At 29.4% G+C, this 25,329-nt stretch carries 19 protein-coding genes; all 19 read left to right on the forward strand.

Annotation, left to right across the window (positions count from 1 at the left end):
- Positions 1-126 precede the first annotated feature (126 nt).
- The 19 genes from BMY82_RS06395 (at position 127) to BMY82_RS09680 (ending at position 25,317) form a co-directional block, all read left to right on the forward strand.
- Positions 127-2,085: an NEAT domain-containing protein gene (locus BMY82_RS06395; RefSeq protein ID WP_180366750.1), complete on the forward strand. Its 1,959-nt coding sequence runs from the start codon at positions 127-129 to the stop codon at positions 2,083-2,085.
- Positions 2,082-3,119: a heme-binding Shp domain-containing protein gene (locus tag BMY82_RS06400; RefSeq protein WP_091975733.1), complete on the forward strand. Its 1,038-nt coding sequence runs from the start codon at positions 2,082-2,084 to the stop codon at positions 3,117-3,119. Before BMY82_RS06395 ends, BMY82_RS06400 begins: the two co-directional genes overlap by 4 nt.
- A 36-nt stretch (positions 3,120-3,155) precedes the next feature.
- Positions 3,156-4,055, forward strand: coding sequence for a heme ABC transporter substrate-binding protein IsdE (isdE, locus tag BMY82_RS06405; RefSeq protein ID WP_091975734.1), 900 nt, complete (start codon positions 3,156-3,158; stop codon positions 4,053-4,055).
- Complete coding sequence (locus BMY82_RS06410; RefSeq protein ID WP_091975735.1) at positions 4,048-5,115, forward strand: FecCD family ABC transporter permease; 1,068 nt, start codon at positions 4,048-4,050, stop codon at positions 5,113-5,115. Before isdE ends, BMY82_RS06410 begins: the two co-directional genes overlap by 8 nt.
- A complete protein-coding gene (locus tag BMY82_RS06415) occupies positions 5,105-5,869 on the forward strand; it encodes an ABC transporter ATP-binding protein (RefSeq protein ID WP_091975736.1) in 765 nt (254 codons plus the stop codon). The genes BMY82_RS06410 and BMY82_RS06415 overlap by 11 nt, the downstream gene beginning before the upstream one ends.
- A gap of 37 nt (positions 5,870-5,906) precedes the next feature.
- On the forward strand, positions 5,907-7,376 hold the full coding sequence (locus tag BMY82_RS06420; protein ID WP_180366751.1) for a cell wall-binding repeat-containing protein: 1,470 nt from the start codon (positions 5,907-5,909) through the stop codon (positions 7,374-7,376).
- A 34-nt stretch (positions 7,377-7,410) separates the two neighbouring features.
- Positions 7,411-11,829 carry a cell wall-binding repeat-containing protein gene (locus BMY82_RS06425; RefSeq protein WP_091975738.1) on the forward strand — a complete coding sequence of 1,473 codons (4,419 nt, stop codon included), beginning with the start codon at positions 7,411-7,413 and terminating at the stop codon, positions 11,827-11,829.
- 470 nt (positions 11,830-12,299) lie between these two features.
- The gene (locus tag BMY82_RS06430) at positions 12,300-13,076 is read left to right on the forward strand and encodes a TVP38/TMEM64 family protein (protein ID WP_091975739.1); all 777 of its coding nucleotides are present in this window, start codon (positions 12,300-12,302) and stop codon (positions 13,074-13,076) included.
- Between the two features lie 181 nt (positions 13,077-13,257).
- On the forward strand, positions 13,258-13,950 hold the full coding sequence (locus tag BMY82_RS06435) for a TVP38/TMEM64 family protein (RefSeq protein WP_091975740.1): 693 nt from the start codon (positions 13,258-13,260) through the stop codon (positions 13,948-13,950).
- Between the two features lie 94 nt (positions 13,951-14,044).
- On the forward strand, positions 14,045-15,055 hold the full coding sequence (locus BMY82_RS06440) for a heterodisulfide reductase-related iron-sulfur binding cluster (protein WP_091975741.1): 1,011 nt from the start codon (positions 14,045-14,047) through the stop codon (positions 15,053-15,055).
- Between the two features lie 404 nt (positions 15,056-15,459).
- Positions 15,460-16,371, forward strand: a complete 912-nt coding sequence (locus tag BMY82_RS06445) for an AAA family ATPase (RefSeq protein ID WP_091975754.1) — start codon at positions 15,460-15,462, stop codon at positions 16,369-16,371.
- Between the two features lie 12 nt (positions 16,372-16,383).
- The gene (locus tag BMY82_RS06450) at positions 16,384-18,264 is read left to right on the forward strand and encodes a hypothetical protein (RefSeq protein ID WP_242938933.1); all 1,881 of its coding nucleotides are present in this window, start codon (positions 16,384-16,386) and stop codon (positions 18,262-18,264) included.
- A gap of 364 nt (positions 18,265-18,628) precedes the next feature.
- Positions 18,629-19,129, forward strand: a complete 501-nt coding sequence (locus BMY82_RS06455) for a transcription repressor NadR (RefSeq protein WP_091975742.1) — start codon at positions 18,629-18,631, stop codon at positions 19,127-19,129.
- A 24-nt stretch (positions 19,130-19,153) separates the two neighbouring features.
- On the forward strand, positions 19,154-19,918 hold the full coding sequence (locus BMY82_RS06460) for a TatD family hydrolase (RefSeq protein WP_091975743.1): 765 nt from the start codon (positions 19,154-19,156) through the stop codon (positions 19,916-19,918).
- A 278-nt stretch (positions 19,919-20,196) separates the two neighbouring features.
- Complete coding sequence (locus tag BMY82_RS06465; protein ID WP_091975744.1) at positions 20,197-21,885, forward strand: phosphoenolpyruvate carboxykinase (ATP); 1,689 nt, start codon at positions 20,197-20,199, stop codon at positions 21,883-21,885.
- Between the two features lie 232 nt (positions 21,886-22,117).
- On the forward strand, positions 22,118-22,537 hold the full coding sequence (locus BMY82_RS06470) for a hypothetical protein (RefSeq protein WP_091975745.1): 420 nt from the start codon (positions 22,118-22,120) through the stop codon (positions 22,535-22,537).
- 20 nt (positions 22,538-22,557) lie between these two features.
- A complete protein-coding gene (locus BMY82_RS06475; protein ID WP_091975756.1) occupies positions 22,558-24,306 on the forward strand; it encodes an ABC transporter ATP-binding protein in 1,749 nt (582 codons plus the stop codon).
- Positions 24,307-24,544: 238 nt separating this feature from the next.
- Positions 24,545-24,931, forward strand: a complete 387-nt coding sequence (locus tag BMY82_RS06480) for an ArsR/SmtB family transcription factor (RefSeq protein WP_091975746.1) — start codon at positions 24,545-24,547, stop codon at positions 24,929-24,931.
- Positions 24,932-25,020: 89 nt separating this feature from the next.
- Complete coding sequence (locus BMY82_RS09680) at positions 25,021-25,317, forward strand: cation transporter (protein ID WP_330386692.1); 297 nt, start codon at positions 25,021-25,023, stop codon at positions 25,315-25,317.
- The last annotated feature ends 12 nt before the right edge of the window (positions 25,318-25,329 follow it).

Consider the following 25,329-nt stretch of genomic DNA (forward strand, 5'->3'; position numbering starts at 1 on the left):
AATTGAAAATGACTATTAATTTCTGATATTATGTACTTAGTTTATTAGGGGGATATTATCGTGCAGAAAAAATATTTATACATAAAAAGTAAGATTAAGAGTAGAAAAAAGAATATATTTTACAAAGTGATAACTTTTTTGCTAGCTGTAATCATCTCTTTTTCCAGTGCATTGGAGTATAGTAAAGCATTTCAAAAAATTAAAGATGGCTACTACAAAGTAGACATTAGTTTGATGAAAAAATATGATGATGAGGCTTCAATGGGAAATAATGCATTAAAACAATATGCAATAGTTGAAGTATCTAATGGGAAAATCAAAATGAAACTTAGATTTTTACCACTTCAATTTATGGGATTTACTGGATATTTATCTAATCTTGAAGTGAAAAACAGAAAAGTTAATATTATTTCTCAATATGATAATTATGATATTTATAACGATCCTATAAATGGGAAAAATGAAAAATACAAGGGTGTTAAGTATCCTAAAGATATGGAATTTGATATTTCTGCGGATGAAGATACAATTCCTGTAAAAGTATATGTTCCAGTTATGGCAGAACTAGGTTCTGGGGAGCAAGAAGCTAGGTTGAAGATAAACTGGCCGAAGGAAATAGAAAAATGTAGAATTAAAAATAATGATTTTGATAATCAAAATGAATTTAATGGCAATGTGTCAGAAGAAAGAATAGAAAATCAAGAGCAAGCTTTGGAAATAGGTGAAGAAAATGCTTATAAAGATAATAGAAAATTACCAAAACTTGAAAAAGGAGAAAAACTTAATTTAGAAGATGGATATTATGAAGTGAATGTTAGCCTGTATCATGAAAGAGAAGATAAGCCTTCTATGGGGAATGGAGCTATGGTAAATAAGGCAAATATATTATCAAAAGAAGGTAAGTATCATATGATAATAGCAAGTAATAAAATGACAGTTCAAAATATAACTGCATCTTTAGTGTCTTTTCAAGTAAGAGATGATAATGAATATTATTATTTTTCAAAAGCATATGCATATGATCTAGAAATAGAAGGAGAAAGTCAAAAAAGACCGAGAGTATTTGAATTTAGTATAAATAGAAAAGATCCAATGATTTATGTGAAGGTTGACCCTAAAGTAAAGCCTATGGGTGAAGTTCCTATAGGAGCTCGTTTAAAAATAGATTGGTCAAGTCTTAGACAAGTTGAAGAAAGTAAGGCTGAGCTTTATGAAATAAAGAAAAAGGGAACTCCCAAAAAAACATTCAATCCAAATGATAGCATTGATAGACTAGACGATGGAATCAGATATAGAGCTCCTAAAGGAACATTCACTCGAAATGTAAGATTTAAGTCAGATAAAATATTTGGTGGAAAAGAATACTTAGAGACTGTAAAAAAATTAGGAAGATCTACAAAGTTTGATATATATAGTTTTTCTGCAGAAGATGATTTTGGTAAAGTTCAAAAGAATAAAAACCCTGTAAGTATCACTATGAAAAAGGGGGAACTATCTGGAATTCCTATAAGGGCTAGATATATTGACGATTTGAGTGAAATAGCTACAAGTGTTAAAGGTGATGAAGTTACTTTTAAACTTTCTAGGTTGGGCAAAATAGCTATTATTTATGAAGAAAATAACTCTTCTAAAAAGCCTATAATTAAAGCTAGTGGGGAAATAAAAAAGGCTAATATTCAAATAAATAAAGATAAAAATAGTTCTCCATCTAGAAATATAGAAAAGTCGAAAAAAGAAACTTCTAAGAGTGCTAATTTAAAGAATAAGAATGACAAAAAAGATGAATCAGAGAAGAAGAGTAATTTGAAAGGGAATCCACCTGTTACAACTCTTACAAATGACAATCAAGAGTTTAATAAAAGTATAGAAGAAAATGATGACAAAAATGAAAATACTCTTGAAGAGAACAATGAAAAGCTAGAAACACAAGAAAATTTAAAAGTAATATTTTTTGGAATAATGGCAATAGTTATGAGTGTTATAGCAGCTATTTATGTGTATGTAAATATTGGTAAAAAACTTTTATACGAAATAGATTTAAGTAAGAAGCTCAAAGAAATTATAAATAAGGGGGATATTATATGATCAAAAATATAAGCAATCCCATATACTATAGTTTTAAAAAATATATAGGAATAATTTGTATAGTATTTATTTTCCTATTTGTTTTTTTTAAGCAAGATGTAAACGCAGGGGAGTTGTATACCGCTGAAGCCGTTGGACACTACGAAAATCCAGTTAATGGTGAAATTGAAGATCCAGGAAATAATTCTGGAATAGGTGAAGGAATGGTTAGTAATACAGTGTATGGACTAGCTTTAGTAGAAAAAGATGATGATGGAAAGTTGTTTGCCACTATACGTTTGAGAAGAAGAAATCATATTAAAGATGTAAGAATGTGGGTTCAAACTAAGGGGACGAGCGGCTTTTCTGAAGTTCCTGTTGAAGAAACAAAAAGCAGTGGAGATACAGGGGATTTTAGATTTGAAATACCATCCACAGATTCAGTTATCAAATCTAGTTTTTTTGTAAATCAAATGGGAAGGGCTGTAATATTTTTTATTACCCTAGATAATATGGAAGAAGGAAATACAGATTTTAAGGCATTAGTTTCAACGTCAGCTTCGAACAACAATGTTCAATCATCAAATTCGAATACAGAAGGAAGTAGTGAAAAAAATCAGGGAGAAGAAAATAAATCGCAATCTAGTAAAAATAGTGTCGAAAAGAAAAGTGAAAAAAATAAAGGCTCAAAGTTAGAAACAGAGAATAAGAATAAGGCATTAAATAAAAAAAAAGAGGGCAAAAAAAATGTTTTGAAAAGTAAAGATAAAGATTCTACTATTTCAGACAAAGAAAGCGATGATAAAAAAATAGAGCAATCAGAACTTGGATATGACCACGGACTTTTAACAAACAGTGACTTTAATGACAATATAAAAAAAGAAAAAGAAAAAAGCAGACCATTAGGACCTCTAAGTTTAGGAATAATTGTATTTTTAATAGTTGTATCAGCAATTATATTCACAATATTTATACTAGGAGCAATATTTGTATGGATACTATATGAGAAAACTAAAAAGGAAAATCTACAGATAGAATCAAGATTCTATGATTGAAAGTTATAGAAGGTCTAAATGTAGAAAGGGGGGGCTATGTGTAAGTTTAAAAAAATAATATTAATAATAACTTTATTTTTCATTTTGCCACTAATGTCTGCTTGTGTGGATTATAGTTCTGATAGCAAAGTTGAAGAGAGTATAAATAAAGAAAATCCAAAGATAATTGCAACATCAATGTCAACGGTATTTATAATGGAAAAGCTAAATGTAGATTTAATAGGTGTACCAGATAGTAAAGTAGATAAACTTCCTAAAAGATATGAAAATGTTGAAAAAATTGGAATGGCTATGTCTCCTGATATAGAAAAAATAAAGTCAGTTAATCCAGATTGGGTATTTTCTCCTGTTAGTCTAGTAAGTGATTTACAAGTAAAATATAAAAATGCACATTTAAGATATGGATTTTTAAATTTGAATAATGTAGAGGGGATGTATAAATCTATAAAGGATCTCGGTAAAATACTTAATAGGCAGAAAGAAGCAGATGCTTTAATCAAAGAATACGATAATTTTATGAAAGCCTATAAAGAAAAAAATAAGGACAAAAAGAAACCAAGTGTACTTATTCTTATGGGGTTGCCAGGGAGTTATGTGGTGGCAACAGATAAATCTTATGTAGGTTCACTAGTAAAAATGTCTGGGGCGAAAAATGTTTTTGAATCAGAAAAGGAACAGTTTATCAATATTAACACAGAAGATATGTTAAAAAAAGATCCAGATATAATACTTAGAACAGCTCATGCAATGCCAGAAGATGTAATGAAGATGTTCAAAGATGAATTTGAAAAAAATGACGTATGGTCTCACTTTAGAGCTGTTAAAGAAAAAAAGGTGTATGACTTAGACAATCGTAAATTTGGAATGTCAGCTAAGTTTAACTATCCTAGTGCTTTGGAAGACTTACAAAAAATATTTTATGGAGGGAATGAGTAAATTGAAAGAATTAAAAGAAAAAATTATATCATTGATTACATCTCCAAACACAAAAGGATATGCAGTAAATAATAAGAGAAAGCTAACGGTATTCTCTATAACACTATTGATACTGCTAATAGTATTTTTTATTGGAGCAACTACAGGAAGTATAAATATGAGTATGGGAAGATTATTTAGAGGACTGTTTATTGCAAAAGATCCAGATGTAGCTACAATATTGGATTTGAGGTTTCCAAGAGTTTTAATCGCTATTTTAGCAGGAGCAGCAATATCAACATCGGGAGCTATGTTACAGTCAGTAATGAAAAACCCACTTACAGATCCCGGAATAATTGGTATTTCATCAGCTGCATCGTTGATGAGTATATTGATTGTTACATTTATTCCACAACTTTATTTTTCTATACCAATATTTGCGATTTTAGGAGGACTTGCGGCTTATTTTCTTATATATTCTCTAGCTTGGGATGGTGGAGTAAATCCTGTCAAACTAATATTGGTAGGAGTGGCATTGAATATGACCTTCGTAGGATTTGGAGAGTTTTTTAAGGCTGCAGCTGGTGGAGGTGCCAATTTATCTCAAGTTCAGTCAATAGTTTTAGGGAATATATCTCAAAAGACATGGGCTGATGTAAAATTAATGACAGTATTTGTAATATTTGGACTTATCATTTCATATTTTTTATATAAAAAATGCAATATTTTGTCTCTAGAAGATAAGACTGCAAGAGCTTTGGGAGTAAATGTTGATAGAGATAGATTTTTGGTGGCTCTTGTAGCAATTATATTGGTAAGTGTATCAACTTCAGTAGTTGGAGTTATAGGTTTTTTGGGCTTGATAGTGCCGCATATAGCAAAATTGTTGGTAGGAAGTGATCATAAGATCAAGCTTCCATACACGATGGTATTAGGAGCTTTAGTTCTATTGCTTTCAGATACAATAGGAAGAAGTCTTTTTGCGCCATATGAGATACCAGCGGCGATTATAATGTCTATATTTGGAGGTCCTTTCTTCATTTTCTTATTAAGAAGAGGAGGTGAAGGTTTTGGAAGTTAAAAATTTGAAATTTTCATATGGAGATAAATTACCGATAATAATAGATGATATATCTTTCAAATTAAAAAAAGGAAAGATAACAACCATTCTAGGACCAAATGGTTGTGGGAAATCGACGCTTTTCTCATTAATGACAAAAAACTTAAGGGCAAAATCTGGAGAAGTTTTATTTGGCATAAGAAACATAGAATCTCTGACTAATAGAGATTTTGCTCAAAGAGTGGCAATTGTACATCAGTACAATAAGGTTGCAGATGATATTACAGTTGAACAGTTAGTTAGCTATGGTAGAACACCATATCAAAAAATGATGAAAAGGCAGACTGAAAAGGATGAAGAAATGATAGCTTGGGCTATTGAAGTAACTAATCTTCAAGACGTGAAAGATAGAACCGTAAATTCTTTATCAGGAGGTCAAAGACAGAGAGTTTGGATTGCAATGGCAATAGCGCAGGGAACAAAGTATCTATTTTTAGATGAACCTACTACATATTTAGATATAAAGTACCAGTTAGATATTTTAAGATTAATAAAGAGATTGAATAGAGAACTTGGTATTACCATAATAATGGTTCTTCATGACATTAATCAAGCAATAGCTTATTCAGACTATATTATAGGTCTAAAAGATGGAAATATATTAATGGAAGGAAAGCCCTCTGATGTAATAAATGAAAAAAAAATAAAAGAGTTATATGATATAGATTTAAAAATAGTTGAAATAGATGGTAAGAAGTTTATTTTAGGAATTTAAAAAAATTAATAGAATTATAAGAAGGAGAATGATTTATATGAAGAATTTACTTAAAAAAGGGATATATGTGTCTATGGCAGCAACATCTGCAATATCAGGTTTGGCAGCAACAAATTCTTTTGCAGAAGATGTTGCATCTGTAAAGGAATATTCAGTGCCAGTAAAACTAAAAAGAGTGGATTCAGAAGAAAAGGAATCTATGGGGAATAAGGCTCTGAAACCTATTGCAACAGTCGTTGAAAAAGAGGGAAAGGCGGAAATAACAATTCAGTTGCAAGGAATGAAATTTATGAATATGAATGGTCATGTTATGAGAGTTCAGTATTTTGATACAGATCAGAACTCAAAATTAAATGATTCAGAGATTATAAAGAGTGTAAAAGAAGAAGATTTAACTGGAAAGTTAAGAGACTTTCCTTCACAGGTCAAAATAAGAAGAAATGCCAATAAGGAAAAACGTATTTTATTGAAGCTTTCGGTAGATGCTATGGATTCCATATCTTCACAGGGAGGAGATCCTTATTTAGAAGAAAATATTGGTAAGGGGGCGCAGAATGCTTATCTTGAACTTGATTATTCAAAGGCAAAATTAATAAATGATAGTTCTCAAGATAATAATAGCAAAATAAAGAGTTCAAGAATATCTGGTAACGATAGGTATGAAACATCTGTATCTATATCAAAAGAAAATTATTCTAAGGCAGATACTGTAGTTCTTGCAAATGGTATAGTTTATGCAGATGCGCTTGCAGCAGCACCACTAGCTAGTCTAAATTCTGCACCAATGCTTCTTAGTGAAGCTAAGACTATCTCTAATGCAACTTTAAATGAAATATCAAGATTAGAGGCAAAGAATGTAATTATAGTAGGAGGAGAAAATTCAATTTCATCTTCAGTAGTAAAAACACTGGAAAAGAAAGGTTTGTCTGTAGAAAGAATTTCTGGAAATAGTAGATATTCAACAGCATTAAATATTGCTAAGAAGATTCGAGAAAAAAATCCTGAAAGCAAGAATGCAATAGTAGTTAGCGGAGAAAATTTTGCTGATGCATTGTCAGTATCATCTCTTGCCAATGAAAGTAATTCACCAATAATTTTGACATCATCAAAGTATATGCCTAAGGATGTAAAGGATACTATGAATTCTTGGGGAATAAATAAGCTCACAGTAGTTGGCGGCAAAAATTCTGTAAGTGATGCCAGTGTGTCTGGAATAAAGTCAAATAAACTTGAAAGAATACAGGGAAAAAATAGATATGAGACATCTGCACTAGTTGTTGGAAAGTTAAACAATACGGGGAAGATTATGCTTGCAAGTGGAGAAAAATCTGCAGATGCACTTTCAGCAGGTGCTGTAACACATAAATCACAAAGACCATTGCTTTTAGTTTCTAAAAATACAGTATCAAAAGAAGCAAAAGATTTAATTAAAAAGAATCAAATAAGTGATCTACTAATAGTTGGCGGATTTGGTTCTATATCAGCAGATATATTAAAGGGATTATAGTTATTAATGAAAGAGTATTTTAAAGGAGAATAATATGAAAAGAAGAGTTGAACTAGTAAGGACAATCAAAAAAACAACAGCAGTTGCTATGGCAGCTACAACAGTTTTAGGTGCTACATCTAATGTGGCTCAAGTAGTTAGTTATGCTATGGATAAATCTGATTATATACTACAGAGTGATAAATACTCTACTAGATTAAAAAAGGGTTACGATGGTAAGGTAATATTTGAATTCGGATTTAAAGAAAGTGATCATGAAGAAGGCAAAATATATTTCACTCATAAAACAGCTGAAGATATGGTGAAAAAAGCAAAAATAAAAATTAATGACGGAAAAACATATAGTTTTAAAGATGCTGGAATAAACATAGCTAAAACAGCACAGGGTGGAGATACAAACTCATATTTTGATACAAAAAACTTAGACTTTATAAATACTTTTGTTGATGAAGATAATTTTAAAGTAACAATAACAACTCCAGAAGGGCATGAAATATCTGTAGAAAATATAGAAAATCAGTTGTCTGAGGAAGAACGTAAAGAATTCAAAGAAGGTCTTGACAAGCCACAAGAAGGAAGTGGTGATTCAGAGCAGGGAGAAAATCATGATTCTGAAAAAGAAGATACTTCAGAACAAAATCTTCCTAAAGAGGACTCACAAGGTGAAAAAGACCAGCAAAATATTGAAGATGTAGGTGTCTTTCAAAAACTAAAGGTATCTCTTGTAAAGTCAGGACATTACGATACTGAATCTATGTCAGGAGCTACTTTAGAGGAGGAAGCAGAATTACTTACAGACAAAGAAGGAAATAACAAGCTAATACTTCATTATAAGCCTGCAGTTATAAATGGAATACTTGCATATGCTACTAATCTTACTTTTAAAGATGGATATAAATCAGAGTTTATACTTAAACAGGATAATTCTGCTGTAGCTGTTGTGGATTTGCCAAAAATAGAAAATGATTCAATAGTATATGAAGGACATATATATTCATCTGTAATGGATGCAGATGTTGCAATAAAGCTTGAATCTATAAACAAAGTTTCAGACAATAAGACTAAATACCTAGAGTTGAAAAATAAGGCAAAAAAACTTTTATCTGAAAAAGAATACTATGAAAAATCAACTAAAAAAATAAATGAATTATTAGAAAAAGAAGATATTAATAATTATGCCATTGAATATGCGAATTTAGAAAAGGCAATTGCATCTTTAAAAGAGAAAAAAGGCAATCCATTTGAAAATGGAAAATTATTCCACTTAGAAGCGATAGATACTTCAGTTGTAGGGAAAAACTCTCTATATAAGTATGCTAGAGTTGAAATAAATAGTAAGGGAAAACCAGAAATCACTTTAAAATACAATGCCTATGACAATTGGGAAGGTAAAAATTATTTTACCATGGTAAAAGTTTTTGATGAAGAGAAAAAAGAGATTCCTTCTACTTATAAGTTAGATGAAAATGGAAATGGTGTGCTTAAGTTTGAAATGAAGTACATACCAGCAGGTGGTATTTTTAAGACAGAGCTTACAGAAGGCAATACCTCTAAAAAGATTCAATCAGATATACAGTTGGATTACTCTACAATTCAAGAGGGGGTATTTAGAAAAGCACTTACAGATGCAATCAATGAGTGTGATACATATTTAAAAGATGATTATTCTACTATTGGAAAGCTGGAAGAATTAAGGGGAGATTTTACTGAAAAAACTTGGAATGACTATACTAAAATTTTGAATAAGTGTAAAGAAGATCTAAAGAGAGCTAGTTTAACTCAGGATGAAGTCGATAAGGATATAGAAGAGATTATAAATGCTAGAAAAGATTTACTTTATAAAATAAAGGCTGGACACGGAAATACTGCTAATATATCGATTGATGGTATAAATAATCCAGAAGTATATAGTAAATATGTTGAAGGAATGAATGAATATCCAGTAGTAGTGGGCTGGTCAGGCTCTAAGATCAAGTTTGGTAAAGGTGGTTATGTATATAGAGTATTGAACAATGGACAGAGCAGTGGAGAAAGTGGCTCTAAAAAAAATACAGGAAAAATGCTTTTAATGGCAGAAGATTTAAGAGTGAAAAAGCCATTTACAGATCAAGAAAACAAAGTAGTAGAGTATAAAGACAGTATATTAAGAAAGTATTTAAATGGAGAGTTTTATGATAATAACTTTAGCAGTGCAGAAAAAAATATTATTTTAGATAGTAAAATATCAACTAGAGATGCTACAGAACAAGGTTTTATAATAACTGAGTTAGATAAAACTGTGGAAACTGATGAAAAAATATTTGCTCCTGATTTATCTATGGTTAGAAATATAGAGTATGGATACTCTTCAAATGATGCTAGATATACTAACAACTCATACGTGTTAAGAAATCTAATGGAAGATATGTTAGATGAAAGTATGAAAAATCCATTGTCTGTAAAAGCAAGGGGAAGAATTGGAACTGAGTTTAGATTAAATTCAAAAAATATGCAAACAGCTCCTTGTATGTATATAGATACAAGCAAGATTATGATGACTATCCAAGCAGATAAAGAACTTCCTAAGGGTATAAAAAATGTTGAAAAGACTGAGAATAACACTTGGCAATTAGTTTTAGAAGATGATAATTCTAAGTTAAATATAAAAGATTCTAGTGTTAGAGGAAGAAAAGTAACTGTAAACTATTCAACAGAAAATGCTGATGGAAGAACATTAGTTGCAGCCGTAGTAAGAGATGGAAATATTAAGGATGGTAAGCTTCAGTCTATAGGACAACTTGGAAAGCTAGTAAAAAATGGAAAAATAGAGTTTGAAGTATCTAAATTTGATAAAAATAAAGACAAACTTTATTTGATGGCGATGAATTTAAATGATAAAAAAACAATAGAGTCAACTCCAGTGGTGGAGATTGATATGAGTAATATATCAGTAGATAAGTCTAAGCTAGAAGGATTGATAAAGAAGGCAGAGGCTTTAAATAAGTCTAAGTACACTAAGGAATCTATATCAGAATTAAATAGCAAAATAGAGAAAGCAAAAAATATAAATAACAAATCAAAATCAGAACAAGAAGATGTAGATAAAGCTTATGATGAATTAAATGAAGCTATTAATAAGTTGAAATTGGATACTAAGGACAAAGCTATTTCATACGAAGCTCCTGTAAAAATGATAAATTATGATGATTCAACAAAAGAATCTATGGCAAATAATGCAATTGATAATACTGCTAAAATTACAGAAAAAAATAATAAGACAAGTATAACAATGAATTTTAAGGCAATTATAAGAGAGTTTGGAAATGCTAAACTAGAAGGTCATCTACTAAAAATGAAAGTAAATGGAAGGGAAGTAAATGTTCTGAAAAAAGATAGCGAAGGAAGACCACTTCAAGTAGAGTTTACAGTCGAAGGACACCCTAAAAAGATCGAAGCTGAAGTTGAAGTAGATGCTATGAATCAAATTGCAGGAAAATCTAGTCCACAAAAAGTAAATATTGTTGTAGATTGGGAAAATAAGGATAAAATAAAAGAATTAGATGAGAATGATAATCTTAATGGAGAACAAAATGAAATAGTTATTCCAGAAAATGTTAAGAAGGAAAGAATATCAGGAAAAGACAGATATAAGACATCAGTAGAAATAAGTAAAAAGTACTTTAATAAGGCAGATCATGTTGTGATAGCTAGTGGTGTGAACTATGCAGATTCGCTAGTATCAGCCTCATATGCTAAGTATAAAGATGCTCCAATTCTTTTAGTTACTAAAGATTCTATACAGAGTGAAGTTTTAAATGAAATAGAAAGATTGGGAGCTAAGAGTGTTACGATTATAGGAGGTCTTGAAACTTTATCAGAAGATGTAGAAAATGAATTAGAAGATCAAGATCTGAAAGTTAAAAGAATAGCTGGAAAAGATAGATTTGAAACTAGCGAAAAGTTAGCGAATATATTAATAGAAAATGGAGATCTTAAAAAGATAGCTTTAGTAAATGGTCTTAAGAGTGCAGATGGATTGTCAGTGTCAAGTTTGGCAACTAAAGAAGATATGCCCGTAGTAATGATAAACAATGAGCATAATAATGAAAAGTTGAAAAAGAAGATATCTGACTGGGAAGTAAAAGAAGTATTGGCTATAGGTGGAAAAGACTCTATTTCAGATAATACATTAAATTCTATAAATGTAAAGAAAAAATCTAGAATAGCTGGAAAAGATAGATATGAAACATCTTTAAAGATAGCAAATAAAAGCTACAAAAAAGCAGAATCTGTTTTCTTGGCAAATGGTGACTCTATGATTGATGCTTTGGCAGCTGGAGCAGTTACACACAAAGAAAAAGCTCCGATAATACTTACTAAAAAGAGTTCTATGCCAAAGAAAATAAAAAATAAAATCAAAGATTTGAAGAAATTAATTATTCTTGGAGGAAATGACAGTATAAAAATAAAGTAACAGCAAAAATTAAGTTGAATTTTTATTAAAAAACTCACATATATATAATAATACTCATATTAAAAAATTAGCACTGTACCTTATTTTACAATTAAGTAGAAATTGATACAGTGCTATTTCTATGATTTATTTAAAGATTAATTTAGGAGCCAATATACTTTATATAAGCTTGATATTCAGTGCTTTCACTATTTTTCATCTATTTAGCAAATATTTACATCACTTCTTACAAAGATAAAAACTAAATATTTATATATATAATATATACCCTTTAAATATATTTTTAAAATTAAAAGTAATAAAAAGATATTTTATAACAGTAGAAATATCAGGATAAAATAAAATGCTATAGATATTTACAATTATATAATACTAAGCTATAGTTTTTAGTTATAAGGTATATTTTTAACTAATATGTTAATACTCTATGTTATACTTATTTAAGACAATAGTATAATGGGGAGGTTATTATGGATAAAAAAGTTGATTCTAAAAAAGAAATCACCGTTGAAGAAAAACAAAAGAAAAAACGAGAAAGAAAAATTGGTAGAATAATAGTTCTTGTATCTTTTGTAGTATGTTTAGCGGTATATTTTTTAGTGCCTTCAGTAAATAAAAAGCTGAATCATGCGGTGTATCTACTATCACAACTTGATGTTAAAGCAGTTGTAGAGTATATAAGATCTTATGGAAAAATGGCAGCTGTTATATCATTTTTCTTAATGATACTTCAGTCAGTTGCGGCACCTATTCCTGCGTTTTTAATTACTTTAGCCAATGCTACAATATTTGGATGGGTTAAGGGAGCACTTCTTTCTTGGTCATCAGCTATGGCTGGGGCAACACTATGCTTCTTTATTGCTAGAGCATTAGGTAGAGATGCAGTTGAAAAGCTAACAAGCAAAGGTGCTATGGAAAATATAGATGTATTTTTTGAAAGATATGGAAAATACGCTATTTTAGTATGTAGATTACTTCCATTTGTGTCTTTTGACTTTGTAAGTTATGCAGCTGGTCTTACAAATATGAGTTTTTGGTCATTCTTTATTGCTACAGGGCTAGGACAGTTACCAGCAACAATAGTTTACTCTTATGTAGGCGGAACTTTAACAGGAGGGGCACAGAAGTTATTTATAGGATTACTTGTTCTGTTTGCACTTTCAATCGTAATAGCTGTAGCTAAAAAAGTATATAGTGACAAACATAAGAAGAAAAATGAAACAATAGAAAATAGTGATGCACAGTAATATATGTAAATAAAATTTTTTAGAAAATTGTATCTGTGATAATCAAATTGCCTTTGAGGTTTTTATAAACTTTAGAAAAATGATAAAATAACATGATTATTATATAATGAATCAAATAATATATTTTTACTGTATACAGATCTTATATTGTATAGATTATGTTATTAAAGAAGGATGTATTATGTCAGAAAAATTAAAGAAGAAAATAATAATAGTAGTGTTTGTGGTGATATGTATAGTTATTTACAAATTATTTCTTCAGGGCGTTACAGCTCAAGGTATAAGAGACTGGGTAAATGGATTCGGCATACTTGCTCCAATTGCATATATAGGAGTATGGGCTATATTACCGATATTTTTTTTCCCAGTACCAATACTTGCATTAGCAGGTGGTCTTTCTTTTGGACTTTTAGAAGGAACGATACTTACACTAATAGGGGCTATGGTAAATAGCACTTTAATGTTCTTGTTGGCAAATGTTCTTGCAAAAGATATGGTAACTAAATATCTTTCAAATAAATTGCCAGCAAAGTGGTGGAATAAATTTTACAAGGCAGAGAAAAAAGAAGGTTTTTTAATCGTGCTTATATGCAGATTAATACCGATTATGCCGTATAATGTTATAAATTATGTTTCAGGACTTACAAATATAAAATTTGGAAGTTATTTTATAGCTACACTTATAGGAATTACACCGGGAACAGTAATATTTTTAAATGTAGGTGATAAAATTTTAGATGTTAGATCTCCAGAGTTTATAATGTCTATAGTCTTTGTAATTATTTTAACAGTTGTTTCGCTTATACTTGGTAAGTATGTTTCGAAAATAAGTGAAAAAAAGAATATTGATAAGAAAACAAAGAATGGTTTGTAAATAGTTTAAGGTTCCTATAAATATAGGAGCCTTTTTTATAGAGATACTTTTAATTATAGATTTTAAGTTAAAAGGAAATAGGGAGTGTAATATTATGAATGAGAATAAAATATCCAAAGATTGTATACACTGTGGTATATGTAGTAAAAATTGCGATTTTTTAAATAAATATAAGTTAGATTTGGCAGGATTTGAGGATAGAGAAGATCTAGCCTATAACTGTTTTATGTGTGGTAAGTGTAAAATAGTATGTCCTAAAAATATAGATGGTAAATTGATTGCAAAAAAAATGAGAGATAAAAAATGTGCTGAAAATAATGGCAAAATTCCAGAAAAAGGATATTCAGGTCTTTTATTGGAAAAGAAAAACTATATTTTTAAGAATTATAAAAATGTGGATACTAAAAAGTCTCAGTTAGAGAAAGATACTAAGGGAAAAAGTGTTTTATTTACAGGATGTAATTTTCTTTCATATATGCCACAAACAGCGGATAAATTAATAGAAGAAATGAGGGCAAAAGATATAGGAGTAGTATTTGATTGTTGCGGAAAGCCTATATATGAGCTGGGCCTTAATGATGAAAGCAAAGATATAATAAAAAATCTTGAAAAAAGATTAGCAGATAACAATATTACAGAATTAGTTATGGTTTGTCCTAACTGCTATTATTATCTTAAAGATAAGATTGATATCAAAATGGTAGATATTTATACAAAGATGAAGGAATTAGCTATTGGAAAAGAGTTAGAAGGAGAAAAAATACTATTTAGACCTTGCCCAGATAGGGAAGAGGGAATTCTTTTAAATAGTATAAAGAATTCTAATAAAAATATAAGCGTAGAGTGTTTAAATGAACAATGTTGTGGTGCTGGGGGCTGTGCCACTGTAAAAGAAGGGGAACTATCTAAGTCTATGAGAATAGATGTAAAAGAACAGATTTCAAGACAGAAGTTAAGTACTTATTGTTCTACTTGCTTTGGATTTTTTAAGTCTGAAGGAATAGACGTAAGCCACATTTTAAGTGATATGCTAGAGGTAAAAGAAGAAAAAAAATCTAACTCTCTTATAAATAGGATGAAATATAAATTTTATAGGGAAAAATAAAATAAAATAAGAAATTTTTATCTTTTTAGTTACTAGATTGAAATAAAAATAAATTGATTTAGAAGAATTAAATACACAATAAGAAGTAATGTTATATAAAATAGGGTTTTCTGCTTAATATATTTAATAATTTGTTGCTATAATAAGCAATGAAAATATTGAAATATCAATGAGTAGAAGACCTATTTTATTGCTTTTAAGGAAAAAATTGTATATAATATTCCATATGTAAATAAGAAAGATAAATATTTTAAATCGATAATTAATATGTACTTGTTTTTATGTGTGTAAAGTGGGTATAAAAAGTGAGTAATGATAATACCAATCAATTAAAAAATAAAATAAATAAAGCATATTTGAAAGGAGGAGGACAGCTGCCTAAAAAGACAGGTGTTCTAGCATATATGAAGGAATTTTTATTGGAACAAGGTGTTCCCGAAAAACTATTAAAAGAGCTTGAAGAATTTAGAAATTTTTATAAATTAGATGACAATTTAAAGGATAGAGTACCGACACCTAAATATAAATATTATGGTGGTGAGGTATTGAGCAAATCCATAGCAGCGCTATTGGCAGGATACAATATTTTACTTTCTGGTCCAAAAGCAACAGGTAAAAATGTATTAGCAGAGAATTTAGGAATGTTATTTGGCAGACCTATGTGGAATATTTCAATGAACGTTACATCAGATAGTAGTAGTCTTTTAGGTACAGATACATTTGTAGACAATGAAGTAAAACTTAGAAAAGGACCTGTTTATAATGCAGCTGAAAGTGGCGGTTTTGCAGTATTTGATGAAATTAATATGGCAAAAAATGATTCTCTTTCAGTTATATATTCTGCACTTGATTATAGAAGGGTAATAGATGTACCTGGATATGAAAAAATTAATATGCATGATGCTACAAGGTTTATAGGTACTATGAACTATGGATACATAGGTACAAAGGAATTAAATGAAGCACTTGTTTCAAGATTTTTAGTAATAGAAATGCCAACGATTACAGAAGAAAACTTTAAGATGATTTTAAACGATGAATTTAATTTAAAAGATGAATATCTTGATACTTTTGTAAGATTATTTATGGATTTACAGAAAAAGTCTTTAAATGCTGAGATATCTTCAAAGGCAATAGATTTGAGAGGACTTTTCTCTAGTATAGAAACTATTAAGAGGGGTCTTTCTATAAAGTCTGCTCTTGAAATGGGTATAGTGAATAAGACTTTTGACCAATATGAAAAAGATATAGTAAGAGATGTTATTAATTCTCTTATTAAGGATAGTGTGAAACCGGAAGATATTTTTATAGGATAATAGGTGATAATAATGAGTAGTAAGTTAAGAAAAGAAAATCTGGTATGGACTATATCAGAGGATTATTCTTATGTTCCAACTCTCAATCTTTTTGACGAATACCAAGATGCGGATATGAATTACTATAAAATGGCTGTTTTAGGATATGTCTATAAAGTAATAGACATGGAAAAATTTTTAGACTTTTTATCTGTTTGTATGGAAAACACAAATATGAAAAATGAGTTCTTAAAGACTGTAGAAATTTTTCTAGATGAATGTTTTTCAGATAAATTAATAGAGGATAGACCAGGAGTAGAGGACTATAGGAAAAAATTTCTTAAAAAAATTACAGATAAGTATAAAAAAATAAGAAAAGAAGATGATAACTTTTTGGAAAATCTGACAGTTGAAGAAGAGATAGAATATGTCTATTATTCGCTTTTAAATAATGAATTTGTTCAAGGAAGAGGCGTAGTTGAGGAAATGTCATTATATCTTAGACGAAGAAGTGGATTTTTGGAAGAGAAGATAAATGATTTTGTAAAAAATATAGAAAAAGCAGATATTATAGATGAAGACAAGGATAAGACAGCACGAGAAGATCTGACTGAAGATATAATTTCCCATCTTAATGGTGTTTTTTTAAAATTCTTTTACGAAAATATGCGTTCTGAAAATAAAGAAGGAAAAGAGGATATTGAAAAGAAGCATAAAAAGGATAAAAAGCCAAAAGATGAGAAGTTGAAAGCTGCTAGACTTAACTTTAAAATGAGAAAAAAACACATTAATAAAATGAAGGAAACAGATAAGTTAGGTATGTTTTCTATAGAGTCAGCAGAATTTACAGGACAAATATCTGATGATATACAAATAGATGATGAAAGGCTAAAAGGCAGTACAAGTCAGACTGCTGTAAATACAAATAATAAAGTCAAGGATATGCTGCTTGCAAGATATGGTGAGTCTATTTATCCAGATTATATTACAGATTTTCTTGAAAGTAAGTTGTGTACTGGTATTCATGAGGGAATAAAACTTCATTTTACACAGGGAAAGTTTGTAGAAGGAAAATACGATAAGTATTTTGCAAATTCTATACAAAGACAAAGAGAAAAAAATATTGATTACTATAAGGATAATGAACTTATCTTTAGAAGGTCGATAAATGAATTGAAGGAAATTTTAAGAAAGAAGATTTTGCTTGAAGAAGAAGATTCTCCAGAGCTTACAAGAAGTGGTGAATTAGTTGTTTCTAAAATATGGAGAAATAAGGTTTTAGGAGATGAAAAGATATTTATGAAGAGTAATAAAGACCAGTTGGGATCACTTTCGGTAGATATTCTTTTGGATTCATCTGCATCACAGTTGGAAAGAGAAGAACTTGTATCTTCACAGGCTTATGTAATTGCAGAGGCTCTAACATCTTTAAATATACCGACTAGAGTTTTTGGATTTTGCAACTTTTTCAACTTTCTCGTAATGACAGAATATAGAGATTATAAGGACCCTATTACAGCAAACAAAAGAATATTTAATTATAAGGGCTCTGGAAGTAATAGAGATGGTTTACCGATAAGATTTTTATCTAAACAAATGGATTCTTTAGAGTATGATAATAGAGTTTTAATAGTATTGAGCGATGGAAAGCCAAATGATAAAATTGACCTGGGAACAGTGGGCTTTTTAAAGGTTGATGGAATTGACTATGAAGGAGATACTGCTATAAAGGATACAGCTCAAGAAGTATTTAATATGAAGATGAGAGGGCATAATGTATTAGGCGTATTCACAGGTTTGGATGAAGATTTAGACGCAGAAAAGAAGATATATGGTAAAGACTTTGCTTATATAAGAAGATTAGATAGGTTTTCTCATATAATAGGTTTTTATTTAGAACAGTTGATAGATTAATAACAAAAGACATCAAGATAAGTATATAATATATAAATAAAATCAATTTATAATTTAATTTTAAAAATAAAGGGATTAATATATTTAGCTTGAGTAAATCATTTATCAAAACTATAAGTGATAATTTTAAATTAGTAAGATACTCTGAAAATATCTTTACAAAAAAATATATAATGAAGAAATTTACACAAATAGTATCAGCTTATAGAATAAGTTGGTACTATTTTATCAAAATTCAATGATTTTTAAAATAAAATCTATATTTTCTTTATTAAACATTAGAATAATGTGTAATATTGATAAAAATCTAAAAATATTATATAATAATAGATATAAATATTAATAAACTTAAAGAGGTGATTTAATGTCTACATATGAAAGAAGAATAAATGTTTTGGAAGAGTTGAAGAAAGCAAGAAAACCATTATCCGCCTCTTTTTTAGCAGAACAGTTTGGTGTAAGCAGACAAATAATAGTTGGAGATATAGCTTTACTAAGAGCTGAAGAAAATGAGATAATTTCAACTAATAGAGGTTATGTTTTAAAAAAGGATGATGGACACAGTAAGAAAATAAAAGTAAGTCATGGCAAGGATCAAATAAGAGAAGAATTGAATACGATAGTTGATTATGGTGGAAGAGTTGTAGATGTAATCGTTGATCATCCTACATATGGTGAAATAAAAGTGGATTTAAATATTTCAAATAGACTAGATGTAGAAAAGTTCATATCTGAAATGGATCAAAATAATATTCCTTTAAGTGTACTTACGAACAATGAACACTCACATACTATAGAAGCAGAGTCAGATGAAAATTTAGATTATATAGTAAAAAGATTGGAAGAACTTGGCATTATAAGATAGTTGTAAAATAGGAAGTGGATATGGATGAAGAAGAAAAAGATATATGATTTTCATACTCATATAGATGAGTTAAATACAATAGGAAAATATTATGAAAGTAATATTGTTCCAGTTATTAATTGCCAAAATGAAGATGAATATTATGAATTTAAAGAATACTTTGAAAAATTAAAGGAGAAACTTGAATATGCAAATGAAGAATTTTATTTTAGCATAGGCATTCATCCAAATGATTCTTTGAAGTATAAGAAAGATGTTAATGATGTATACAAGGATATAGTATTAAACTCTCCTATAATAGGGGAAATAGGAATGGATGGATGTTGGTGTGATATATCCTTTGATGTTCAGGAGGAAGTATTTAGAAAAAGTTTGGATATTGCAAAAAAATATTCAAAGCCAGTAATTCTTCATACGAAATTTATGGAAAAAAAGATTTTTGATATTATAAAAGACTATGAACTTGACTTTATAGTTCATTGGTATAGTTGTGATAACTATATTGATGAGTTTATAGAGAAATCTTGTTATTTTACTATAGGTCCTGCGGTACTAGTTGATGAAAATGTAAGAATGCTTGTAAAAAGAGCTCCAATAGATAGATTACTTTTGGAAACAGATGGGCTAGAGGCTTTGGAATGGCTATTTAAGAAAAAGTACAGGGCTGATGATTTAAGGTCTGTTTTAGAGATAGTTTGTGAAGAAATATCTCTTCTTAAAAACATTGATATAGATAGGACATATTCTATATTACAAAAAAATTCAGAAAAATTACTTAAAATAAAGTAAATTAAAAATGGGTGGTTATAATATCCACCCATTTAAATTTACCATTAAAAACTTATTGTATATTTAATTAATAAGGTAAAAACATAAAAAGTATTATTTTTAAATAGTTAGTGAAAAATATGAAAACGTTTATTTTTTTTACGAAAAGTACGTTATTTATATATTTTTATATACAAGATACTACTATTATGGTAAAATATTACATATATAAATAAAGAATAGCGAACTAAAAATACAAGTGATAAAATTTTGTTCGAGAAAATAGAAGGAGTGAAATTATGGTAAATTACGGCGAAGGAAGTAAGAGTCCTATAATTATTAATTATAAGAACACTTATTTCAAAGATATATTCGAATTGGCAAACAGCAGAGAAATGGATGAAATAATCCTTGATTATATTTCTGTAATCAAAAAGAGAAATGGCAAGATAGCTAAGTATATAATTAGAGATAAGTCAATGCATCAAGCAGCAGCTGATTTTATATCATGTTTAAAGAAGCTTCTAATATATGAGTTAGAAGATATAGAAGATGAATACCTTGAAGATAAGGATTTATTCTTAAAAACTTTTGAAGATATATATACTTATTTTAGAAGTAGACTTAAATTTAGTTTGATAGAGCTAAATGATAGCGTCTTAACTTCAAAGAGATTTATGGATATAGACAATCACTTCAATAACCTTGTACTTAACTTTTATAGAACTATTGGGGAAAAGGTTCAGGGACACGCAAATAGAGTTTATAGACAGTTAAACCCTGGTTCAAATGCTTGTATATTACTTAATAGATTAGAATGGCCTACAGGTGAAACTTATAGAAAGCTTGCAGCGATACCATTTATAGATACTATAATGCTTCGTTCACCACTTCTTGTTCACCCTGCATCTAATAAAAGAGAAGGTAGCTTTGATGAAATATTTGAACACCCTATGAAGAGCTTCAATGAAAGTCCTGAAAACTGGTTCTGTTATCCAGCTAAGATAGGTGAAAGTTTGGCATATATTTATTTCCACAAGGATTTTATAGCTAGTGGAGCTTCACTTGCTAACTTATTTGAGTTGGCTAATGAAAATGAAATAAGATATAAAAAACCAGATTTAATTTGCTTATTTGGTATGAATACAGATACTCCAGGATGCAAGTTCTATTATGACAAATATGAAGATATATTTGTAGGTCAAGTAGCTTATGATAAAAAGGCTGAATACTTTGGTTATATAAAGAAGACTTGTCTTACTCTTCATAATGTTTCAATGTTGAAGAAGGGTAAACTTCCAATTCATGGAGCTATGGTAGCAATTACTCTTAATGACGGAAGTGTAAAGAATGTAGCTTTCTTAGGAGATTCAGGAGCAGGAAAATCAGAAACTATAGAAGCTTTAAGAATGATTTCTGAAGACCAGATTAGAGATATGGATATAATATTTGATGATATGGGAAGTTTCTATCTTGAAAATGGAGAAGTATATGCAAATGGTACTGAGATCGGAGCCTTTGTAAGACTTGATGATTTGGAAAGTGGCGCTGCATATAGAGATATGGATAGAAGTATATTCTTTAACCCAGAAACAACTAATGCAAGAGTAGTTATACCTGTTTCAACATACAAGGAAATTACAAAGGGAACAAAGGTCGATATGTTCCTTTATGCTAATAATTATGACGATAAAATAGGACTTCATTATTTCAAGGATACTAAGGAAGCGAAGCCAGTATTTGTAGAAGGAAAGAGAAGAGCCCTAGGAACTACAGATGAAAAGGGAATTAGCAAGACTTATTTTGCAAATCCATTTGGACCTCAGCAGAAGCAAGAACTAGCTGAGCCACTTATAGATGATATGTTTGATGCACTTTTCAAGACAAAAGTGAAGGTAGGAGAAATCTATACACAGCTTGGTATCAATGGTACAGGAGATGGTATAAAAGAGTCAGCTAAGCAGCTTCTTGAAGAACTATATAAATAAAAATTAGAATTTTTGACCATCCGTGACAGATTTAAATGAAGCGGGTGGTCTTTATTTTCTAGAAGGTCAGATTTAAAAAAACTTTTATATCAAGAAATTTTCAATAAATATACTTCGAATGGGGTATAAGTTAAATAGTATTGAATAAAATTATCACATGATAAATTGAAAAAAGTATTTCAGTAGATTATAATAAAATTATAAATAGGAAAATGGCTTAGGTGGTGATTGTGTGCAAAATAGAGAAATAATAAAAAAGTCTTATACCCATGGTTTGTTTGTTTTTGTAATTTTAATGGCTTTTAATTTTTTATTATCTAGCTTTAATTTTGTATGGGCAAAAAAGTCTTATGAAATAATCATCATAGTTCTTTTTTCCTGTATAGTTTCATTTTCTGAGATGACTATCAAATTAAACAGACGTGCAAGGTATAAAAAGAATAGGTTTCCCTTTTTATTAATCGGGATTATATCATCTATAACTGTAATATCCTACGTTAGAGATGTGATCAATGATACAATTACAATTACAAAAAATGGGATACTTACAGATGAAAGTTGTATATTTATCATAGGAGTAATGTTTTTAGGTCTATTTTTTGCGTATTTATATAAAGAATTTAAAATAGGAGAGGAGATGAATTCACGTTAAGTGTAAAATCTATGGATAAAATGAGTAATTTTAAATTAATAAAAAGCGTGGCGCCATATTTTAAGAAATATAAGAATATACTTATATTGGACTTAATATGTGCGGCACTTACAACAGCTTCAGAGATGATCCTGCCTTTGATATTGAGAAATATAACCAATCTTGGAATGACTGACAGGGCATCACTTACAATTCAGCTTATATTGAGAATGGCAATCTTGTTTATTGCTATAAAAATAGTAGAGCTTGTAGCAGTATATTATATGGCATCTATTGGTCATATAATGGGGGCAAAGATAGAGACTGATATGAGAAATGATATATATGTTCATTTACAGACTCTATCAGATAATTTCTATAATGAAACAAAGGTAGGTCAAATAATGTCTAGAATGACAAATGACTTATTCGATATTACTGAGTTCTCACATCATTGCCCAGAAGAATACTTTATAGGATTTATAAAGATAGTAATATCATTTGTAATACTTATAAATATAAATGTTCCTTTAACGTTGGCTATATTTATAATGATTCCAATAATGTTTATAAGTTCAAGCAAATTTAAAAACAGAATGAGAATAGAACAAAAGAAGCAAAGAGTTCACGTTGGAAATCTTAATTCAAGTATTGAAGACAGTCTATTAGGGGTAAAGGTTGTAAAAAGTTTTGCCAATGAAGATATAGAACTTAAGAAATTCGAAAAGGATAACAATAACTTCCTTTCAATTAAAAAAAGATTCTACAAGTCTATGGCTGGATTTAATACTGTAAATAGAGCTATAGATGGCCTTATGTATCTTCTCGTTATAGTATTTGGTGGAATACAGTTAATTCATGGTAAGCTTGAAGCAGGGGATATGCTTGCATATGTAATGTATGTAACAGCACTTTTGACTACTGTAAAAAGAATAATTGAATTTACAGAGCAGTTCCAAAAGGGAATGACAGGTATAGAAAGATTCAATGAAATTATGAGTATAGAATCTGATATAGTTGACAGCAAAGATGCCAAAGAACTTGTGCATGCAAAGGGTGATATCGAGTTTAGAAATGTAGGATTTAAATATAGTGAAGGACTTGATTATGTACTAAAGGGCTTTAATTTGGATATTAAAAAGGGACAAAATATAGCACTTGTTGGACCATCAGGAAGTGGTAAAACAACTGTTTGTACTTTGATTCCAAGATTCTACGATGTTACAGAAGGTGGAGTATATGTTGATGGAGTTAATGTAAAAGATTTTACATTAAGTTCTTTAAGAAATAATATAGGTATAGTTCAGCAGGATGTATATCTATTCTCTGGAACAATAAGAGAAAATATTAGTTATGGAAAGCCTGGAGCAAGTGAAGAAGAAATAATTGAGGCAGCTAAGCTAGCAGGAGCATATGACTTTATAGTAGATTTGGAAAATGGTTTTGATACTTATGTAGGTGAAAGAGGAGTTAAGCTTTCAGGAGGTCAGAAGCAAAGAATATCAATAGCAAGAGTATTTTTAAAGAATCCTCCTATATTAATATTGGATGAAGCTACCTCTGCTTTGGACAATCAAAGTGAAGCAATTGTTCAAGAATCTTTGGAAAAACTTTCAAAGGGAAGAACAACTATTACTATAGCTCATAGGCTTACAACAATACAGAATGCAGATACAATAATAGTAATGAATGAACAGGGAATAGTGGAAAAAGGAAACCATAAAGAACTTATGGAAAGAGAAGGATACTATTACAATTTATATACAAGATCTAATTTATTAGAACAGTAAACTTTAAGGCAGCCGAAAAATTCGGCTGCCTTTTTTAAAAAGATTCTTTACAAAGCTAGAATAATATATTATAATGATGTTAAAAGATATATGAATACTTGCTCATATATTTGTTACATGATCTAGTATGAATATATTTTTTTATCGAATAGATGAATGTTTGTTCATATGTTTGTTGAATGTAATAAAAAGTATATACAGTATAGAGAATGTATATTTATTTTTTAGGAGGTATATAATGTCAGATAAAAAAGATATAAAAAAAGAAGATATAGAATTATGTCAAGGATATTGTCTACATAAAGGTCTTGTAGAGGAAGTAAGAAAAGAACAACCAACAGACGAAATGTTAGATGATTTAGCGAACTTATTTAAAATTTTTGGCGATAGTACAAGGATTAAAATAATATATTCTCTTTTTGAAAGAGAAATGTGTGTTTGTGATATTGCAGAGTTGCTAGGAATGACGCAATCAGCAATATCTCATCAGTTAAGGGTATTGAAAAATGGAAGACTGGTTAAGTTTAGAAAAGAAGGAAAGACAGTTTACTATTCTCTAGATGATGAACATGTAGGAAAGATTTTTGATTGTGGTTTATGCCATGTTAAAGAAATGTATTATTAAAATAGCAATAATTTATAAAAAATAGAAGTTGTACATAGAAATATAAAGTGAATAAAAGAAAGGAGTCAAGCCTAGGCTTGTGAGAGGTTATGGAAAAGGTTGAAATATTATTAGGTGGTTTGAATTGTGCAAACTGTGCCGGTAAAATAGAAGAAAAAACTCAAAAGCTAGAAGAAGTATCTAAAGCAAATTTAAACTTTATTAATAGAGTGTTGAAATTTGAAATAAAGGATGGATATAATAAGGAAGACTTGATAAAGAAAGTAATAGATATAATCGACACTACTGAACCAGGACTGGATATAGAAGTTTTAGATAAAAAGGTTTCAGCAAATAAAAATTATAAAAATGATTTAAAATCATGTGGATGTTCTACAGGTGGATGAGGAACAGCAACT

The sequence above is a fragment of the Peptostreptococcus russellii genome (genome assembly GCF_900110295.1).
Classification (GTDB): Bacteria; Bacillota; Clostridia; order Peptostreptococcales; family Peptostreptococcaceae; genus Peptostreptococcus; species Peptostreptococcus russellii_A.

Excerpts from the sequence above, each read along its gene's own strand:
- BMY82_RS06435 (WP_091975740.1), top strand. The coding sequence starts at position 13,258 with ATGTCAGAAAAATTAAAGAAGAAAATAATAATAGTAGTGTTTGTGGTG.
- BMY82_RS06455 (WP_091975742.1), top strand. The coding sequence starts at position 18,629 with ATGTCTACATATGAAAGAAGAATAAATGTTTTGGAAGAGTTGAAGAAA.
- BMY82_RS06445 (WP_091975754.1), top strand. The coding sequence starts at position 15,460 with ATGAAGGAATTTTTATTGGAACAAGGTGTTCCCGAAAAACTATTAAAA.
- BMY82_RS06420 (WP_180366751.1), top strand. The coding sequence starts at position 5,907 with ATGAAGAATTTACTTAAAAAAGGGATATATGTGTCTATGGCAGCAACA.
- BMY82_RS06450 (WP_242938933.1), top strand. The coding sequence starts at position 16,384 with ATGAGTAGTAAGTTAAGAAAAGAAAATCTGGTATGGACTATATCAGAG.
- BMY82_RS06430 (WP_091975739.1), top strand. The coding sequence starts at position 12,300 with ATGGATAAAAAAGTTGATTCTAAAAAAGAAATCACCGTTGAAGAAAAA.
- BMY82_RS06475 (WP_091975756.1), top strand. The coding sequence starts at position 22,558 with ATGAGTAATTTTAAATTAATAAAAAGCGTGGCGCCATATTTTAAGAAA.
- BMY82_RS06410 (WP_091975735.1), top strand. The coding sequence starts at position 4,048 with ATGAGTAAATTGAAAGAATTAAAAGAAAAAATTATATCATTGATTACA.
- BMY82_RS09680 (WP_330386692.1), top strand. The coding sequence starts at position 25,021 with ATGGAAAAGGTTGAAATATTATTAGGTGGTTTGAATTGTGCAAACTGT.
- BMY82_RS06460 (WP_091975743.1), top strand. The coding sequence starts at position 19,154 with ATGAAGAAGAAAAAGATATATGATTTTCATACTCATATAGATGAGTTA.
- BMY82_RS06400 (WP_091975733.1), top strand. The coding sequence starts at position 2,082 with ATGATCAAAAATATAAGCAATCCCATATACTATAGTTTTAAAAAATAT.
- BMY82_RS06465 (WP_091975744.1), top strand. The coding sequence starts at position 20,197 with ATGGTAAATTACGGCGAAGGAAGTAAGAGTCCTATAATTATTAATTAT.
- isdE (WP_091975734.1), top strand. The coding sequence starts at position 3,156 with ATGTGTAAGTTTAAAAAAATAATATTAATAATAACTTTATTTTTCATT.
- BMY82_RS06425 (WP_091975738.1), top strand. The coding sequence starts at position 7,411 with ATGAAAAGAAGAGTTGAACTAGTAAGGACAATCAAAAAAACAACAGCA.
- BMY82_RS06480 (WP_091975746.1), top strand. The coding sequence starts at position 24,545 with ATGTCAGATAAAAAAGATATAAAAAAAGAAGATATAGAATTATGTCAA.
- BMY82_RS06440 (WP_091975741.1), top strand. The coding sequence starts at position 14,045 with ATGAATGAGAATAAAATATCCAAAGATTGTATACACTGTGGTATATGT.